Genomic DNA, 14,918 nt, shown 5'->3' with positions numbered 1-14,918 from the left:
AACGAATAGGGATGGCATTTTGCCAATGCAAAGCATTGTTCTCCTGCTGTGGCTTGCCTTGTGCACCGAACAAGATGTCCGTGAACGACAAATCTCCAACGCCCTGACCCTGGGCGTCGCGGCGTGCGCCCTGGCCTGGCTGTTCGCCACCGGACGCAGCTGGATCGGCGCCGACGCCAGCGAGGCCGGCTGGGGCCTGGCCATCGTCATGCTGCTCACCCTGCCCGGCTACATGCTCGGCCGCTTCGGCGCCGGCGACGTGAAACTGATGGGCGCCCTGGCCCTGGCCACCAGCCCGCAGTACGTGCTCGGCACCTTCATCGGCGCCGGGGTCACCGTTTTGGCCTGGATGTTCGGCCGCCGGCGCCTGTGGACCCTGCTCAACCCCAAGGTGAAGAAGCGCCTGCAGGCGCTGGCCGAACAGGTCGGCGACAAGCAGCCCTTTGCCCCCTATGTGCTCGCTGGCTTCCTGCTGACAGCCGTGTGGATCCAATAAGCGACCGAAGGGTCGGATTCTGGAGTAGGACCGATGTACATAACGGCAAAGTGCGACTACTTTTCTAACTGCCAGAGCGTCTGGCCCGGGAGCAGGGCCGATACAACAGGGAGTTGATCGTGAACAAACCCGTCAGTGAGGTGAAAGTGCTGGTGGTCGACGACCAGCCAGTGATCGTCGAAGAGTTGTGCGAATTCCTCGAAAGCGAGGGCTACCGTTGTGTCCCCGCCCACTCCACCGGCCAGGGCATCGACTGCTTCAAGGCGGACGAGACCATCGGCCTGATCCTGTGCGACCTGCACATGCCCGAGCGCGATGGCATCGAACTGGTGCGCACGTTGAAGCAGATCGCCGGGCCGCAGCGCATGTTCGAGGCGATCATGTTGACCGGCCGCGCCGACAAGCAGGACGTGATCCGCGCCCTGCGCGAGGGCTTCGCCGACTACTACCAGAAACCCATGGACCTGGAAGAGTTGCTCGAAGGCGTGCGCCGGCAGGAAGCCGCGCTGCTGGAGCGGCGGCGCAACTTCCGCGAACTGGGCAGCCTCAACCAGCGCCTGCAGGAGCTGGCCGAGTCCATCGACGACCTATACCAGGACCTGGAAAAAGCCCGGGGCCAGGGCGCCCATCGGCGCGCCGGCGATAGCGAGGAAGGCGAGCCGGAGCTGCCGGCGGCGTTCGAGAAGCTGTCACCGCGGCAACTGGAAGTCGCCCGGCTGGTGAGCAAGGGCAAGACCAACTACCAGATCGCCTGCGAACTGGGCATCACCGAAAACACGGTGAAGCTGTACGTGTCTCAGGTGCTGCGTCTGACCCACATGCACAACCGCACGCAGTTGGCGCTGGCGCTGACTCCACGCTCGTCGCCGGTGCATCAGCGCTTTACCACCCATTGAATGCCTTGATTCTGATCGCGGGGCCAGGCCGCGATCAGGCACTCAATTGTTCGACGAGCTGATCTTGGTCCAGCGGTAGAAATCCGGGATCGGATACTTGTAGCTGTCCAGCCAGCGCTGCATGGCCTGGTCGCGTTCCTTGTCGGTCTGCACCTGGCGCACACTGGAGGCCTGGCGATTGCTCGCCTGCACCTGCAACAGGGCTTCGGTGGCGGTCTGCGGGCGCGGCTGGCGCGGCGGGTCCTCGGCCAGCGCCGACAGTGGCGCGGCCAGGCAGGCGAGGACGATCCAGGGCTTGAACATGTTCACCTCCGCTCAGTTGATGGCCGCGGCCGGGGATTCGGTGGCGGCCAGCGGGCCACGCCCGTTGGCAAGAATGCGCTGCGCCCGGGCCTGGGCCTCGGCGAACTGCTCGGGCTTCAGGTGCAGGCGATTGACCAGGTCCTCCGCCTGGCGCCAGTTGTCCTGCACCAGCGACAAGGTCACCAGGTTGACGGCCGGCAGCGGGTTGTCGTCCTTGAGCTCGATGGCGGTGAGAAACTCGAAACGCGCCTGTTCGTGATTGCCCAGGTTCATCTGCACCACGCCCAGGTCGTTGCGCACCTTCTCGTCGGTGGGCGCCAGCCGCGCCGCCCGTTGCAGATTGCGCAGGGCCTGGGTGTCGTCGCCACGGGCCGAGGCAAGTTGCCCCAGGCCGTGCTCGCCTTCGGCGGCCAGGCAGCCGCCGAGCAGGCTGCGGTAAAGCGGTTCGGCCTCGGGGCGCCCAAGCAGGCGCAGCACCTTGGCCTTGCGCAGACGCACCTGGTCGAGCTGCTCGGGCAACTGCTCCAGGTGGGCCAGCCCGGCGTGTGGGCGGCCTTCGCTGATCATCTGGTCGGCCATGTCCAGGCTCAACTGCTGGTCGGCGTCGGGCTTGCCACAGGTGCCGCCGCCCAGCAGGCGCGCCAGGCCTTCGGGAGGCTGCCCGGCACAACCGCCGAGCAGCAGCAGGCTGATGAACGTCAGGATGGCTTTCATTGCGCGTCTCCCCTATCAATGCCCGAATGTTCCGGAGCTCATGAGCCCAAGGCCCGCGCCAGGGCGGAAAACCCCGGCCCGGCCAGGACGATGAGCAGGGCCGGGAACAGAAACACCATCATCACCGCCGACATCTTCGCCGACATTTTCGACACTCGCTCCTGCAGGCCGGTCAGGCGGCGGTCGTCGAGCAGTTCCTTGAGCGCCAGCAACGACTTCATCGAGCCACTGCCCTGCACCAGCAGTTGCTGGAGGATGACGCAGGTGTCGATGAACTCGTCCACCGCCAGCAGGCGCGCAGTCTTTTCCAGCTCCGGGCCCAGGGCCAGGCCGGAATCGACCCGCTGCAACACCAGGCGCAACTCGTCGCTGATGTTCGGCACCAGGCTGCGCCCTTCCTGGGCCAGCACGCGCAGGGCCTGCTCCACCGCCAGCCCGGTTTCGAAGAGGATGCGCAGCAACGGGATGAGCAGGCTCACCTCCTCGGCGATCCGCCGCTGGCGCCGGGCCGCCGCCACGACCAGCAGGCGTTTGGGCAACAGGTAGCCCGCGCCCAGCGCACAGAGCAATAACACGCCCCAGTGCCCGCGGTTTTCCCCGGGCAGGCCATGGGCCAACAGCAGCGCCATGCCCACTGCCAGCACCGGCAAGCCCAATTGCACGGCGGCGAACAGTGCGCGTTGCCGGCTGCGCCGCCAGCCCAGGCGGTCAAGCAGCGCCTGGGTCTCGCCGTCCAGCCGTTGCAGGCGCCGCCCCCACGGGCTGCTGCCCAGCCACTGCAACCAGTCGCCGAGGCGCTCGTCACGGTCCAGCCGCCCCTGCAGGCGCCGCGCCACGCGCTGGCGAGCGCGCCACTGGCCGATGGCCTGCGCGGCCAGCAGGGCGAACGCGGCGAACAGGCACAGGGCACTGAGCATCAGGGCCATGGTCACAGGCTCCTCATCATGCGCCACAGCACCAGGCAGCCGACCGCCTGCATGACAAAGGCGAACAGCAGCATCATCTGGCCGCTGGCATCACGCCACATGGCCAGCAGGTAGGTGGGGTTGGCGAACAGGAAGTAGCCGACCATCACCAGCGGCAGCGCGCCGAGGATCCACGCGGTGATGCGGGTCTCGCCGGTCATGGCGCGCAGTTGCCGGTCGCCCTGCTCGTGTTCGCGGATCAGCTTGATCAGGTTCTCCATCAGTTCGCTGGCGTTGCCGCCGTGGCGCTGGTTGATGCGCAATCCCAGGGCGAACATGCGCAGCTCGGCCTGGCCGTAGAGTTCGGCGAACTCGCTGACGGCATCCTCCAGCGGCACACCGAGCTGCACGTTGCGCCGCACCCGCAGCATTGCCGAGCGCAACGGCTCGCGGGTGCTGTCGACGCCGCCGAGCACCGCCTCGTTGAGAGTGCGCCCGGCCTTGAGGCTGCGCACGCTGTAGTCGAGCAGGCCGGGCAATTGCTGGACGATCTGCTGCAGGCGGCGCCGACAGCGCCAACCCAGGTACAGGTGGCCGAGCAGCGGCAGGCCCGCCAGCACCATCAGCGCCGCCACCCAGCCGGCCAGCAGGCCGGCGAGCAAGGTCAGCGCCAGCCAGCCCAGCAGCCAGGGGCGCGGGGAAAAATCGGCATGGGCAAGGCCTGCACGCTGCAGCAACGGGTCGAGCCAGTCACGCCGTGCCGTACCGCTGCGCACGGCACGGTAGGCCCGGCCCAGGCGTTCGAGGATGCGCTCCTCGCCGCGCTTGTACAGGCCCAGGCGCCACAGCAGCAAGGCCATGCCCAGGCACAGGGGCGACAGCGCCAGCAGCAGCGGGCCCATCACAGCACCCCTTCGTGGCGCAGCTTGCCGCCAGCGGGGTTCGGCGCCTCGCGCAGAAAGCCTTCGCCACTGCGCCGGTCCAGGCGGAACAAGGTGTTGGTGACATACACATCGTCACGCACCCCGACCACTTCCAGCACCTCGCTGACGCAGCGCCGGCCATCGGCCAGGCGGGTCAGCTGGATCACTACGTCCAGCGCGGCGCAAATCATCTGCCGCAGGGTCTTCTCGGCAATCTGCCGGCCGGTCAGGCCGACCAGGGTCTCCAGGCGCAGCAGGGCGTCCTGGGCGGTGTTGGCGTGCACCGTGCTCATCGAACCGTCGTGGCCGGTGTTCATCGCGGTCATCACGTCGAGCACCTCGGCGCCACGGATCTCACCGAGGATGATGCGGTCGGGGCGCATGCGCAGGGCATTGCGGATCAGCTCGCTGGCCTTGATCTCGCCGTGGCCCTCGGCATTCGGCGGGCGGGTTTCCAGGCGCACCACGTGCGGGTGGTGCAGCTGCAGTTCGGCCACGTCCTCGATGGTCACCAGGCGCTCCTGGGGCGCGATCATCTGGCTGAGGATATTGAGCAGGGTGGTCTTGCCGGTGCCGGTGCCGCCACTGACCAGGATGTTGCAGCGCCGGCCCACGGCGCGTTCAAGAAAGTCGTAGATGGGCTGGTCGATGGCCCGGGTGGCCAGCAGGTCGGCGCTCTTGAGCATGTCCTGGCGGAACTTGCGGATCGACAGGCACGGGCCGTCCAGGGCCACCGGCGGGATGATCGCGTTGACCCGGCTGCCGTCGGGCATGCGCGCATCGACCATCGGCGACGACTCGTCCAGGCGCCGGCCCAGGGGCGCGAGGATGCGCTGCATGACCCGCTCGACATGGTGCGCGTCGATGAAGCGCAGGTCGGTCTGCTGCAGCAGGCCGGAGCGCTCGACGAACACCCGGTACGGGCCGTTGACCAGGATCTCGGTCACGCTCGGGTCACGCAGCAGCACCTCCAGCGGACCATAACCGGTGAGCTCGTCGACGATCTCCTCGGCCAGGCGCTCCATCTCGTAGCGCGACAGGGCCAGGCGCAGGCGCGCCACGTAGTCGCCCACCTGCTCGAGGACGAACTGCGCCAGCACCGGCCGCGCGCCCTCCAGCAGGTTGCGGCCGCTATCCTCGATGGCATCGATCACGTGCCGGTGCAGGGCGCGCTTGAGCGCCTGCGGGTCGCTGGCCGCGTGACGGGGCCCGCCAAAGGGTTCTTCGCTGATCATCGGTTGCCCCACAGCCGGCGCAGCCAGGTCTGGCCCGGCGGCGCGAGGTTTTCCGAGCGCCGCGCCAGGCGCTCGCCAAGCCCGCGCAGGGCCTGGGTAAGGCTTTCACGCGGGGCCAGTTCGAACAGGCTCAGGCCCTGGTTCTTGGCGTTCAGGCGCACTTCCGGGCTGTACGGCATGACCTTGAGCAAGGGCAGCCCGTAGCGCTTGGCCAGGGCCTCGGCATCCGGCGCCACCTGGCGCAGGTAGCGGTCCACCAGCAGGCTGGCGTGTTCGAGCTTGATGCCACGGTCGCGCCACTGCTCGAGCACGTCGAGGTTGCGCCGGCAGTCGAGGATGTTCTGGTCGGTGTAGACGATCAACTTGTCGCAGTGGCTGACCAGGGTCCGCAGCGCCTCGCTGTCGGCCTGCCCGGTGAGGTTCACGACGATGTGCTGGAAGTGCTGGCGCAGGGCGCCGAGGAGCATGTGCAGCTCGGCGGCGCTGGACTGTTGCAGGGCCTCGTCGTTGTCGGCATAGGCGAGGATGCGCAGGCCGCCCTTGTCGCGGGTGAATGCGCTGTCGATCAGGGTGGCGTCAAGCCGGCGCAGGTGGCGCAGGGCATCGCCGAAATGGAACGACGCCTCAAGGCCCAGCAAGGCCAGGCTGTCGCCGCGGGGCAGGCCAAGGTCGAGCAGCAAGGTCTGCTGCCCGCTCTCCTGTACCACCCGCGCCAGGTGGGTGGTGAGCAGCGCGCCGTCGGCGCCGCGCTGGGTGCCGTAGAGCACGGTGAGGCCGCCCAGGCTGGGGTTGCTGGTGGCCGTCGGCAAGCGCTTGCCCAGGCGCCGCACCAGCCCCGCCACCTCGCTCGCCCGCGAGCCGTAGGCGACGAAGTCGCGGGCGCCGGCGCGCATGGCATGCAGCACCAGCTGGTTGTCCATGCCGTCGCCGAGGGCGACGATGGCCAGCATGGGCTTGGCTTCCAGCAGGCCCTCGATCAACGCGCACTGGCCGATCAGCTGTTCGCGGTCCAGGCCGATGAACACCAGGTTGCTGAAGGTCATGTCGACCAGCGCCAGCAACTCGTCGAGGTTCGGACTGCTGGCGCCGATCACCTGCCCCAGCGGCGCCAACGCGCCCTGCAGCCAGTGCAGGTCTTCGTCGTTGCGGGTCAGGGCCAGGTAGGTCTGGTTCAGGCTTTCGCTCATTGGGACAACCCGCCACGGCCTTCGAAATTGCCGTTTTCCATGAAGAACAGGCGGCCCCAGCTGGGGTCGTAGGTGCGCAGCGCCTCGCCCGGCAGCTCCGGCAGGCGCGCATTGGCGGCCAACGGCTGGACCAGGTGCGGGGTGACGATCATCAGCAGCTCGGTCTCTTCGCGGTTGAGCGCCGACTGGCGGAAGAACGCGCCGATGATCGGCAGATTGCCCAGGCCCGGCATCTTGTCCACGGCCGAGCGCACGTTGCTGCTGATCAGCCCGCTGATGATGAAGCTCTCGCCATCGGCCAGCGAAATGCTGGTGTCGGTGCGGCGCACGCTCAGGCCCGGCACCTGGGTACCGGCGATGACCACCGCGTTGTTGTAGTCGAGCTCGCTGACCTCGGGCGCCACCTTGAGGGTGATGCGGTTGCGGCTGACCACGGTCGGGGTCAGCGCCAGGCGCACGCCGAACTCCTTGTACTCGATCGACACGTTGTCGCTGCCGCTGCTGGGCACCGGGATGGGGATCTCGCCACCGGCCAGGAAGCTCGCGGTCAAGCCGCTGAGCACGGTCAGGCTGGGGCGGGCCAGGGTGTAGGCGAAGCCGCTGTTCTCCAGGGCGTTGATCATCGCCAGGAAGCGGCTGCTGCCGCCGCCCCAGACAATGTTGAAGACGTCGTTGTCGAGCGGGATGCCGGGCCGCACATCGGCGTAGGTCACCGGGTTGGTGCCGGTGGCGATGCCCGGCACGTAGCCGGGGCGCACCACGGTGTTGGGCACGGTATTGGGCGAGCCGATCAGGCTGTTGTTCGAGCCCTTGAAGAACAACCGCGCGCCGGCCTCCTTGTATTTCAGGCGGCGCACCTCGACGAAGCGGATATCGGCCTGCACCTGCACGGGCAGGTCCTCCTGGGCCGTGGGCAGTTGCGCGGCCTCTGCCATGTCGGCGCTGGCCCGGCCCTTGACGAACAGCATGGCGCGGTGCGGCTGGGCGGCGCAGTCGGTCCACAGCATCAGGCTGGTGGTGCCCTGCCCCACTCCCGTGAGCAGCACGGCCCGCTCGCCGCTGGGCTGCACATCGGCCACCTTGGGCTCGCCGACCGCCGCCCGGGTGATGGCCACCGGCAGGCGCAGTTCCTGCTGCAGGCCCTGGTCCATCTCGATGACCGAGGGCAGTTGGCCGAAGGCCGCGCAACCCTTCGCGGCCGCCTGCGCCGTCGGTGCGAGCAAGGCCAGGGCCAGCAGCGCCGGGGCCAGCCAGTTGCCTCGTGGAGTAACACGCAAAGAACTACGCATGGATCGCATCCTTGCCGGTTCAGGGAGTCTTGTTGTTGTCGCCGTTCTGCGCGCCGCGGATGATCTGCATGGTCGGCACGCCAGCCGCCGCTGCCGCCGCCTGGCTGGCCAGGGGCACCTGGGACAGCTGGCTGAAGCGGTAGAGGTTGCGGTTGGCCGTTTCCAGCTGCGGGCTGGCATCCTGGCCGGACCAATACCCGGCCAGCAGCGGCTCGTCGGCACTGCGCACCGCCAGGCGCAGGGTCCCGGCCTGGGCCGCCAGCATCAGCCGGCTGGCCAGGGCCTCGGGCACGGCCAGGCCCACGGTGCGCACAGGGTTGCTGGCGATGGACTGCTGGTCGCGGCGGGCCTTCTGCTCTTCGGCGCTCTGGGCCGGGCGCCCATCGTTGGCCAGGCCCGTCTGCTGGTCGACACTCAGCACGCGCAAGGCCGGCAACACCACCTGGGCGGAGGATTGCGGGTTGTTGTTTTCTTCACGCAGGAACAGCAGCACGTCGACATAATCGCCTGGGCGCAGCTGCCCGGCGGCACCGATCACATCATCGATGGCCACCGCGACCGCCCGTTCGTGGGCGCGAATCATCCGCGCCAGGGGGCCGCCGGCCTGGAAGCTCGACTCGTCCAGCCAACTGCCCGCCGCAAGGGGGCGGGCACTGCTGCGCCCGAGCACCTGGTCAAGTTGCTGGAAAGCACCGGCCGGCACCACCTGCAGGCGCTCGAGGAGCACATCCTCCTCACTCAAGGGGGTGTTGGCCGCGACCGCCCTGCGCAGGACCACGATGGGCGAGCGTGGGGGTTCCGGGGGCGCGGCGGGTACGGCTGCGGCCGGGATGGCGGCCTCGCTGGGTGGGGTGAGAGGGGCCGGCGCAGGCTCGGGCGGACGGCTGAGGCGCAGGCCCCAGTACCCCGCGAGCAAGGCCGCGAGCAGGAACAGGCCGGCGAGGATCATGGTCAGGCGACTGCTCATCTGCGCTCTCCCTTACGCCCGGGACCAATGATGGCAAAAAGTAACTATTTCGCTATTGGACGGTAGCTGAGGCGCAATCTTTCGCCATTACCTGTGCTGGTTTTTTCGAGCCACGAAATTGACGCACCGACAAAACAAAAACTTAGCGCCGCCAATTCCAACCAATACTTTGGGATTAATGCTTTTTTACATTTGCAGGCCGCCACGGCTTGGCGATGCTCTGATGGCAAAGGGGTATCACTTATCAAGCCCCTCCGACCGGCGCCCATCGAGCGCAAGGAGACGTGCCATGCTGCTGCAACAGATCCTCCTCCACGTGAAGACCTTCCTCCAGCGCAAGGATGGCGCCTCCGGTATCGAATACGCGGTGATCGCGGCCATGGTCGCGGTGGTGCTGGCTGGCTTCGTCACCCCCATTTCGGGCGAAGTGTCGGAGATCATGACCAAGATCCAGACCGCGATCACCCAGTGACCGCACCGCGCCAGCGAGACGTGTAGTCCAACCGCCCGGAGCCAAGCATGCCGACCTCTTCCTTGCGTCAACAGATCCTGCTGGTGGACGACGAGGAGGAGGCCTTGCTGGAGCTGGCCGAGCTGCTGGAAAACGAAGGTTTCTGTTGTCACACCGCCACTTCGGTCAGGTCAGCCCTGCAACAGCTGACCCGCCACCCCGATGTCGCCCTGGTGATCACCGACTTGCGCATGCCCGAGGAAAGCGGCCTGGGCCTGGTCCAGCGCCTGCGCGAACATACCGCGCGCCAGCATTTGCCGGTGATCGTCATGTCCGGGCATGCCGACATGGACGATGTCAGCGACCTGCTGCGGCTGCAGGTGCTCGACCTGTTCCGCAAGCCGATCTATCACGCCCGCCTGCTCGAGACGCTGGAGAACCTGTTTCCCAAGCCGTTGATGCAGGCGGTGAAGTAACGCCGGACTCGGCACCGTACAACGCCCTTACAGAAGGCGCCGCTGACGCGGCACATCGCCGGCAAGCCGGCTCCCACAAGGAAAGCGCTCGAGTGCGCGGTCAGTGTGGGAGCCGGCTTGCCGGCGATGGGGGCACAGCCCCCCTTACAATTGATAACTGAAACTCAGGTTCAGCCGTGGCCGCCGGTTGAAGCTGTCCAGCGCCATGTCCGACATCGGCTTGGCCACCTCCACCGCGATGTTGTAGTAGCGCATATCGCCAAAGCGCAGCCCCAGCGCCGCCGACGACATCTTCGAATCGCGCACGTCCAGCGCGTTGAACCAGGCCCGCGCGGTGTCGAGCGCCACGTACGGTTGCACGACCTTGAGCCAGCCAGCGTCGCGCCGGAAGCTGTAGTTGAGCTCGTAGGCCAGCCCCCAGCCCTTGTCACCGGAGCCCTGGTCGCTGGGGTAGCCGCGCCCGAAGTTCTGCCCGCCGAACACCGCCCGCTCGCTGTCGGGCAGGCTGTCGTTGCTCCAGTAGGCCGCCGCCGATGCCACGCCCTGCCAGTTGTCGCTGAAGTTGTCGCTCTGCACACCCGAGACCCGCAGGCGCAGGAAGTCCAGGTCGTAGTCGGCATTGGTGTTGGCGCCAAGGCGATCCAGCCCCTGGTAGACACCGGCACTGATAATCCGCAGGCGGCGCGCCTCGGCCTTGCGCCAGTCGCCTTCGAAGGACAGCGCGCGGATATCGGTCTCGCTGTCCAGGCGCAGGGGGAACCCCACCACCTGGTAATCGATGCGGTCGTTGACCACGTAGAAGCGCCCGACCACCTCCAGCCATTCACTGGGCGAGGCGATCAGCGATTGGCTGATGCCCACCGAGTAGCGTTCGTTTTCGCGGTGCTGGGTCAGGTCGATGCCGTTGTCCAGACGAATGCGCGCCTTGGGGTCGCTGCGGTAGCGCGAAGCCGACAACAACAGCTTCGAGCCTTCGGCATCGAGGAACTGGCTGTAGTCGAGGCGGTAGTAATGCTCCTTGTCCTCGCCAGGCGGTACCAGCACGCTGGCGCTCAACTGTTCGGCAAAGCGGGTCTGCGCGTTGCTGCTTGCGCCCAGCAGTGCCTGCAGGTCGTCGCGGCTGCCGTCGTTGAGGCTCAAGGTGGTGGTGACCGGCTTGCGCGACACCTGGGCGAGCAGGCGGGTCGCGCCGTCGGTGGTCGCCGGTGGCGGCACCTGGGCCTGGAACGTCACCCCGGGGATGCGCCCGGCCAGGCTGGTATAGCGCTCGAAGCTTTCGCGGGTCAGCGGACGCTCGGCCTTGAGCCGGTCCAGCAGTTGCACCAGATAAGCCCGCGCCGCGCCAATGTCGCCCTCGACCTGATAGTCGTGGATGTAGCCTTCCACCAGCACCACCCGCACCCGGCCATCGGCGAAGTCCTGGGGCGGCAGGTAGGCGTATGACAGCAGGTAACCGTCCTGCTGGTAGCGTTGGGTCAGGCGGCGGGTGATCTCGATCAGCTCGGCGAGCGTGACCTCGCGCCCGATCACCGGCTGGAAATGCTCGCGCAGATCGCTCAGGGGGTAGACGGTGCCGCCTTCGAAACGCACCTTGCGCACCGCCACCCGAGTGTTCATCAGCAACGGTGGTTGCCGCGCGGTGTCCACGCTGGGCACGCGCAAGCCGGGCTGGTCGGGCCGGTAGGCATCCACCGGCAGGTTGGGCGTGGGCAGGCGGCGTTCGGTCTCGTTGCTGTTGAGGAAACTCGGCAGGGGTTCGCCCCGGGCCAGGCAGGCTGCGGACAGCCCCAGCATCGTCAGCAGCAATCGGCGCATTCGGACACTCCATGATCCACGGATGGCGGGGTGACCGACCGGCGAACGGCGCGCCGGTCGGTCTCACTCACCTTGAGCGTAGCCCGTGGCGTCAGCGCTGCCCGCCTGCCAGAGCCCCTGACACGCCATTGAGCGCACCACCAAGACCACCGGCCGGCGCGCCGCCGTTGACCAAGGTACCCGCCTGGCCGAGCGTTGTACCGACCGCGGTCACCGTCGCGCCAACCTGGCTGACAACCGGGTTGCCTGTGGTACCGGCCAGTTGCGTGCCGGCAGAGCCCACCGCGCCACCGACCTGGTTCAGCAACCCCGCCACGGGGGCGCCGACGCCGGTACTGGCGCCGACTTGCTGGGTCACGCTGGAGACACCGGCGACCACCGGGTTGAGGCCGCTGCCCACCTGCTGGGTCAGCGCCGCGACCGGTGCCCCGGCAGCGCTGTTGGCCACGCCGTTGCCACCGAGCACAGTGCCCAGGCTGGCGACGGTATTGCCCGTCTGCACCGAAGTGCCGCCGATACCGCTCACGGTCGGGCTAGCGGTGCTCGCCGTCAGCCCATTGCCGGCACCGGCCACCACGCCGCCGACGGTTTCCAGCAGGCCGCTGCGTGGGCCGCCGGTAACAGGGGCCAGGCCGCTCGCCGTGCTGACTGTGGTGCCGGTATTGGCCACCGCCTGCCCGAGCGTGTTGCTCAAGGGGTTGCCGTTGCCCGCCCCCGCCAGTTGCTGGCCGGCCTGGTTCAGGGCACCACCGGTCTGGTTCAGCGCCTGGTTCAGCGGCCCGGCGAGCCCGGTCTGCCGCGTGGCATTGGCCGCCGTGTTTTCCACCAGCGAGACCACCGGCACCAAGGCATCGCTCACGCCTTGGGTCGCCCCGGCGAGCGGGCCGCTGGTGCCGACCGGCGACAGGGTGTCGCCGAGCATGGTCACCGCCTGGCCAACCCGGTCGACGCCTTGACCGGCCCCGGCAACCAGCTGGTTGACCACCGGCACCTGCTCGACCGGCCCGCTACTGGCCAGCCCGGCCACGCCCTGGCCAAGGCCGGAGACACCGCCGCCCAGGTCGGCGGTGGCCGCACCGACCACGCCGACGGTGGTGCCCACGGCATTGTTGCCGGTACCCAATTGCCCCAGGCCCTCGCTCAGGCCACCGCCGACGCTGTTCACTGCGTTGCCGGCGGAGGACACCAGCGTGCCCACGCCACCGCTCAACGAGGTATTGCCGGCAATGGGCAGCGCACCGATCACCTGGCCGAGATTGCTCACGCCGTCACCGACCCCGGACACGGTGTTGCCCAACTGGTCGACCACCTGGCCGGTGACCAGCGCAGTGGGTGTGGTGCCACCGCCCGTGCCGCCGTCACCGCCACCAGGCGTGCTGCCGCCGCCAGTGCCGCCACCACCACCGCCGCCACCGGTACCGGCGCTGCCATCACCCGGGGACGTGGTGCCACCGCTACCGCCGCCGCCACTGCCGCCCGTGCCATCGCCCCCGTCGCCACCGGCTCCGGCACCCGCGCCGCCATCGGACGACGAACCATCGACCTCGCTGTGATGCCCGCCGCCGCCGCTGCTGCAACCGGCAAGGCCCAGACTCACGGCCATCGTCAGCGCCGTTGCCGCCTTGATCCACGCTTGAGTGTTCATGGAAGGACTCCCGCTGCTGCTGATTGTTTTGCTCACAACAGCAGTGAAAGCGCATGGCGCCGAATCGGGTAGCTCACAACTTGGTGTTAGTACCTGTGGCAGGGGCAATGAGGGCGGGAAAACAAGCAGAATTTCAGTGGTTTGACGACGTGCGCAGGGATGCGCCACGAAAGGATTAGTCGCAACTCATTAGTACAAGCGGCAAGCCCTGCCAGTGTTGCCGGGCTTGCCGACCGGGGGCGTCAGAAGTCGAAGAACACCGTCTCCCCGTCGCCCTGGATACGAATGTCGAAGCGGTACGCGGTCTTGCCATCCACTTCACAGCGCCGGGCAATCAGGGTCTCGCGCCGCTGCGGCTGCTCGATCAGGTTCAGCACCGGACACCTGGCGTTCGCCTCGGCTTCGTCATCGAAATACAGCCGGGTATGCAGGTGGATGTTGATGCCCCGGGCAAACAGGCTGAGGTTGATGTGCGGGGCCATCGGCACGCCCGCGGCGTTGTTCACCACCCCCGGCTTGACCGTGTGCAGGGTCCACTCGCCGGCATCGAAGGTGGTCGCGGTGCGGCCGAAGCTGTTGAAGGCGTTCTCGAGGTGGTACTCGTCCTGGTAGCGGCCCTCGGCGTCGGCCTGCCACACCTCCAGGAACGAGTCGCGCACCAGGTGGCCATTGCCGTCGTACACCTGGCCGATCAACAGGATGTGCTCGCCCGGTGCATCGGGCCGGGCCAGGCGGTTCCAGATTTCCTGGTCACGGGTGGGGTTGCCGGCCGCTTCCAGGGCAAGGCCGATGTGCACATAGGGGCCGGCGGTCTGCGAAGGGGTTTCCGGCAGCAGTTCGATAGGCATGACGGGCCTCCTCAGCGGTTTTCGAAGTGGGTCTGGCGCTGGCCGCGCAGGACGATGTCGAAGCGGTAGGCCAGGCAATCCATGGGGTTGGCGTGGCTCATGTCGAGCCTGGCGATCAGCCGCTCGACGGCATCCGGGTTGGCGATCGACTTGACGATCGGGCACAGCGGGATCAGCGGGTCGCCCTCGAAGTACAACTGGGTGATCAGCTTGGTGGCGATCGACGGGCCGCTGATGGAGAAGTGGATATGCGCCGGGCGCCAGTCGTTGGGGCCGTTGCGCCAGGGGTACGGGCCGGGCTTGATGGTGCGGAAGCTGTAGTAGCCGTCGCGGTCGGTCAGGCAGCGGCCGACACCGCCGAAGTTCGGGTCCAGTGGTGCCAGGTAGCGGTCGTTCTTGTGCCGGTAACGGCCACCGGCATTGGCCTGCCACATTTCCACCAGGGTGTTGGGCACCGGCTTGCCATACTGGTCGACCACCCGCCCGGCAACGATGATGCGCTCGCCGATGGGCAGGCCGCCCTGGTTGAAGTTGAGCAGCAGGTCATGGTCGTGCGCGCCGAAGCGCAGGTGGGAAAAGTCCGGGCCGGTGCTTTCGCTGATCGACTGCGGGATGCTGACCAGCGCCTGGCGCGGGGAGCGCGCCACCGAGGTCTTGTAGTCGGGGGTGAAGGCCTTGGGGTGCCAGTTGCGATCACGGATCACGAAGCGGCTGGTGTCCTGGGCGGGCATGCCGGTTTCCTCTCTTGGAATTATCGAACGCCTGGGC

At 67.8% G+C, this 14,918-nt stretch carries 16 protein-coding genes; 4 read left to right on the top strand and 12 right to left on the bottom strand.

Annotated elements, in window-relative coordinates:
* Positions 1-25 precede the first annotated feature (25 nt).
* Together AAHK21_RS17660 and AAHK21_RS17655 are read left to right on the top strand one after the other, a co-directional pair.
* On the top strand, positions 26-496 hold the full coding sequence (locus tag AAHK21_RS17660) for a prepilin peptidase (RefSeq protein WP_038706832.1): 471 nt from the start codon (positions 26-28) through the stop codon (positions 494-496).
* Between the two features lie 119 nt (positions 497-615).
* Positions 616-1,392: a response regulator gene (locus AAHK21_RS17655; protein ID WP_367857909.1), complete on the top strand. Its 777-nt coding sequence runs from the start codon at positions 616-618 to the stop codon at positions 1,390-1,392.
* Positions 1,393-1,434: 42 nt separating this feature from the next.
* On the opposite strand, the gene AAHK21_RS17650 is transcribed toward AAHK21_RS17655, so the two are convergent.
* The 8 genes from AAHK21_RS17650 to cpaB are packed head-to-tail and all read right to left on the bottom strand — an operon-like array spanning position 1,435 to position 8,915.
* A complete protein-coding gene (locus AAHK21_RS17650) occupies positions 1,435-1,695 on the bottom strand; it encodes a DUF3613 domain-containing protein (protein ID WP_038706834.1) in 261 nt (86 codons plus the stop codon).
* Positions 1,696-1,707: 12 nt separating this feature from the next.
* Complete coding sequence (locus AAHK21_RS17645) at positions 1,708-2,409, bottom strand: tetratricopeptide repeat protein (RefSeq protein ID WP_038706835.1); 702 nt, start codon at positions 2,407-2,409, stop codon at positions 1,708-1,710.
* Positions 2,410-2,447: 38 nt separating this feature from the next.
* On the bottom strand, positions 2,448-3,335 hold the full coding sequence (locus tag AAHK21_RS17640) for a type II secretion system F family protein (RefSeq protein WP_038706836.1): 888 nt from the start codon (positions 3,333-3,335) through the stop codon (positions 2,448-2,450).
* A gap of 2 nt (positions 3,336-3,337) precedes the next feature.
* Positions 3,338-4,219 (bottom strand): type II secretion system F family protein, encoded by an 882-nt coding sequence (locus AAHK21_RS17635; protein WP_367857908.1) that lies wholly within the window; start codon positions 4,217-4,219, stop codon positions 3,338-3,340.
* Positions 4,216-5,472, bottom strand: coding sequence for a CpaF family protein (locus AAHK21_RS17630; protein WP_038706838.1), 1,257 nt, complete (start codon positions 5,470-5,472; stop codon positions 4,216-4,218). The genes AAHK21_RS17635 and AAHK21_RS17630 overlap by 4 nt, the downstream gene beginning before the upstream one ends.
* Positions 5,469-6,659: a pilus assembly protein gene (locus AAHK21_RS17625; protein WP_367857907.1), complete on the bottom strand. Its 1,191-nt coding sequence runs from the start codon at positions 6,657-6,659 to the stop codon at positions 5,469-5,471. Before AAHK21_RS17625 ends, AAHK21_RS17630 begins: the two co-directional genes overlap by 4 nt.
* Positions 6,656-7,948 carry a type II and III secretion system protein family protein gene (locus tag AAHK21_RS17620; protein WP_367857906.1) on the bottom strand — a complete coding sequence of 431 codons (1,293 nt, stop codon included), beginning with the start codon at positions 7,946-7,948 and terminating at the stop codon, positions 6,656-6,658. The genes AAHK21_RS17625 and AAHK21_RS17620 overlap by 4 nt, the downstream gene beginning before the upstream one ends.
* 19 nt (positions 7,949-7,967) lie before the next feature.
* Entirely contained in the window at positions 7,968-8,915 is a 948-nt protein-coding gene (gene cpaB, locus AAHK21_RS17615) for a Flp pilus assembly protein CpaB (protein WP_367857905.1), read from the bottom strand.
* Between the two features lie 289 nt (positions 8,916-9,204).
* Here cpaB and AAHK21_RS17610 point away from each other — a divergent pair, with 289 nt between their 5' ends.
* Positions 9,205-9,387, top strand: a complete 183-nt coding sequence (locus AAHK21_RS17610) for a Flp family type IVb pilin (RefSeq protein WP_367857904.1) — start codon at positions 9,205-9,207, stop codon at positions 9,385-9,387.
* Between the two features lie 47 nt (positions 9,388-9,434).
* On the top strand, positions 9,435-9,842 hold the full coding sequence (locus tag AAHK21_RS17605) for a response regulator (protein WP_046854132.1): 408 nt from the start codon (positions 9,435-9,437) through the stop codon (positions 9,840-9,842).
* Between the two features lie 144 nt (positions 9,843-9,986).
* Here AAHK21_RS17605 and AAHK21_RS17600 read toward each other — a convergent pair whose 3' ends face one another.
* The 4 genes from AAHK21_RS17600 to pcaH form a co-directional block, all read right to left on the bottom strand.
* Positions 9,987-11,657: a ShlB/FhaC/HecB family hemolysin secretion/activation protein gene (locus AAHK21_RS17600; RefSeq protein ID WP_367857903.1), complete on the bottom strand. Its 1,671-nt coding sequence runs from the start codon at positions 11,655-11,657 to the stop codon at positions 9,987-9,989.
* 91 nt (positions 11,658-11,748) lie between these two features.
* Positions 11,749-13,302: a collagen-like triple helix repeat-containing protein gene (locus tag AAHK21_RS17595; protein ID WP_367857902.1), complete on the bottom strand. Its 1,554-nt coding sequence runs from the start codon at positions 13,300-13,302 to the stop codon at positions 11,749-11,751.
* Between the two features lie 242 nt (positions 13,303-13,544).
* On the bottom strand, positions 13,545-14,150 hold the full coding sequence (gene pcaG / locus AAHK21_RS17590; RefSeq protein ID WP_263160118.1) for a protocatechuate 3,4-dioxygenase subunit alpha: 606 nt from the start codon (positions 14,148-14,150) through the stop codon (positions 13,545-13,547).
* Positions 14,151-14,161: 11 nt separating this feature from the next.
* Entirely contained in the window at positions 14,162-14,881 is a 720-nt protein-coding gene (gene pcaH, locus AAHK21_RS17585) for a protocatechuate 3,4-dioxygenase subunit beta (protein WP_023631025.1), read from the bottom strand.
* Positions 14,882-14,918: the final 37 nt, after the last annotated feature.

This window comes from Pseudomonas sp. TE50-2, assembly GCF_040813665.1.
Lineage (GTDB): Bacteria > Pseudomonadota > Gammaproteobacteria > Pseudomonadales > Pseudomonadaceae > Aquipseudomonas > Aquipseudomonas soli.
The sequence above is the reverse complement of the archived record's forward strand: the minus strand, read 5'-3'. Positions and strand labels throughout refer to the sequence as shown.

What these genes read in the sequence shown, in the direction of transcription:
- AAHK21_RS17660 (WP_038706832.1), top strand. Translation starts at nt 26, where the DNA reads ATGCAAAGCATTGTTCTCCTGCTGTGGCTTGCCTTGTGCACCGAACAA.
- AAHK21_RS17650 (WP_038706834.1), bottom strand. Translation starts at nt 1,695, where the DNA reads ATGTTCAAGCCCTGGATCGTCCTCGCCTGCCTGGCCGCGCCACTGTCG.
- AAHK21_RS17645 (WP_038706835.1), bottom strand. Translation starts at nt 2,409, where the DNA reads ATGAAAGCCATCCTGACGTTCATCAGCCTGCTGCTGCTCGGCGGTTGT.
- AAHK21_RS17640 (WP_038706836.1), bottom strand. Translation starts at nt 3,335, where the DNA reads ATGGCCCTGATGCTCAGTGCCCTGTGCCTGTTCGCCGCGTTCGCCCTG.
- AAHK21_RS17630 (WP_038706838.1), bottom strand. Translation starts at nt 5,472, where the DNA reads ATGATCAGCGAAGAACCCTTTGGCGGGCCCCGTCACGCGGCCAGCGAC.
- AAHK21_RS17625 (WP_367857907.1), bottom strand. Translation starts at nt 6,659, where the DNA reads ATGAGCGAAAGCCTGAACCAGACCTACCTGGCCCTGACCCGCAACGAC.
- AAHK21_RS17620 (WP_367857906.1), bottom strand. Translation starts at nt 7,948, where the DNA reads ATGCGTAGTTCTTTGCGTGTTACTCCACGAGGCAACTGGCTGGCCCCG.
- cpaB (WP_367857905.1), bottom strand. Translation starts at nt 8,915, where the DNA reads ATGAGCAGTCGCCTGACCATGATCCTCGCCGGCCTGTTCCTGCTCGCG.
- AAHK21_RS17610 (WP_367857904.1), top strand. Translation starts at nt 9,205, where the DNA reads ATGCTGCTGCAACAGATCCTCCTCCACGTGAAGACCTTCCTCCAGCGC.
- AAHK21_RS17605 (WP_046854132.1), top strand. Translation starts at nt 9,435, where the DNA reads ATGCCGACCTCTTCCTTGCGTCAACAGATCCTGCTGGTGGACGACGAG.
- AAHK21_RS17600 (WP_367857903.1), bottom strand. Translation starts at nt 11,657, where the DNA reads ATGCGCCGATTGCTGCTGACGATGCTGGGGCTGTCCGCAGCCTGCCTG.
- AAHK21_RS17595 (WP_367857902.1), bottom strand. Translation starts at nt 13,302, where the DNA reads ATGAACACTCAAGCGTGGATCAAGGCGGCAACGGCGCTGACGATGGCC.
- pcaG (WP_263160118.1), bottom strand. Translation starts at nt 14,150, where the DNA reads ATGCCTATCGAACTGCTGCCGGAAACCCCTTCGCAGACCGCCGGCCCC.
- pcaH (WP_023631025.1), bottom strand. Translation starts at nt 14,881, where the DNA reads ATGCCCGCCCAGGACACCAGCCGCTTCGTGATCCGTGATCGCAACTGG.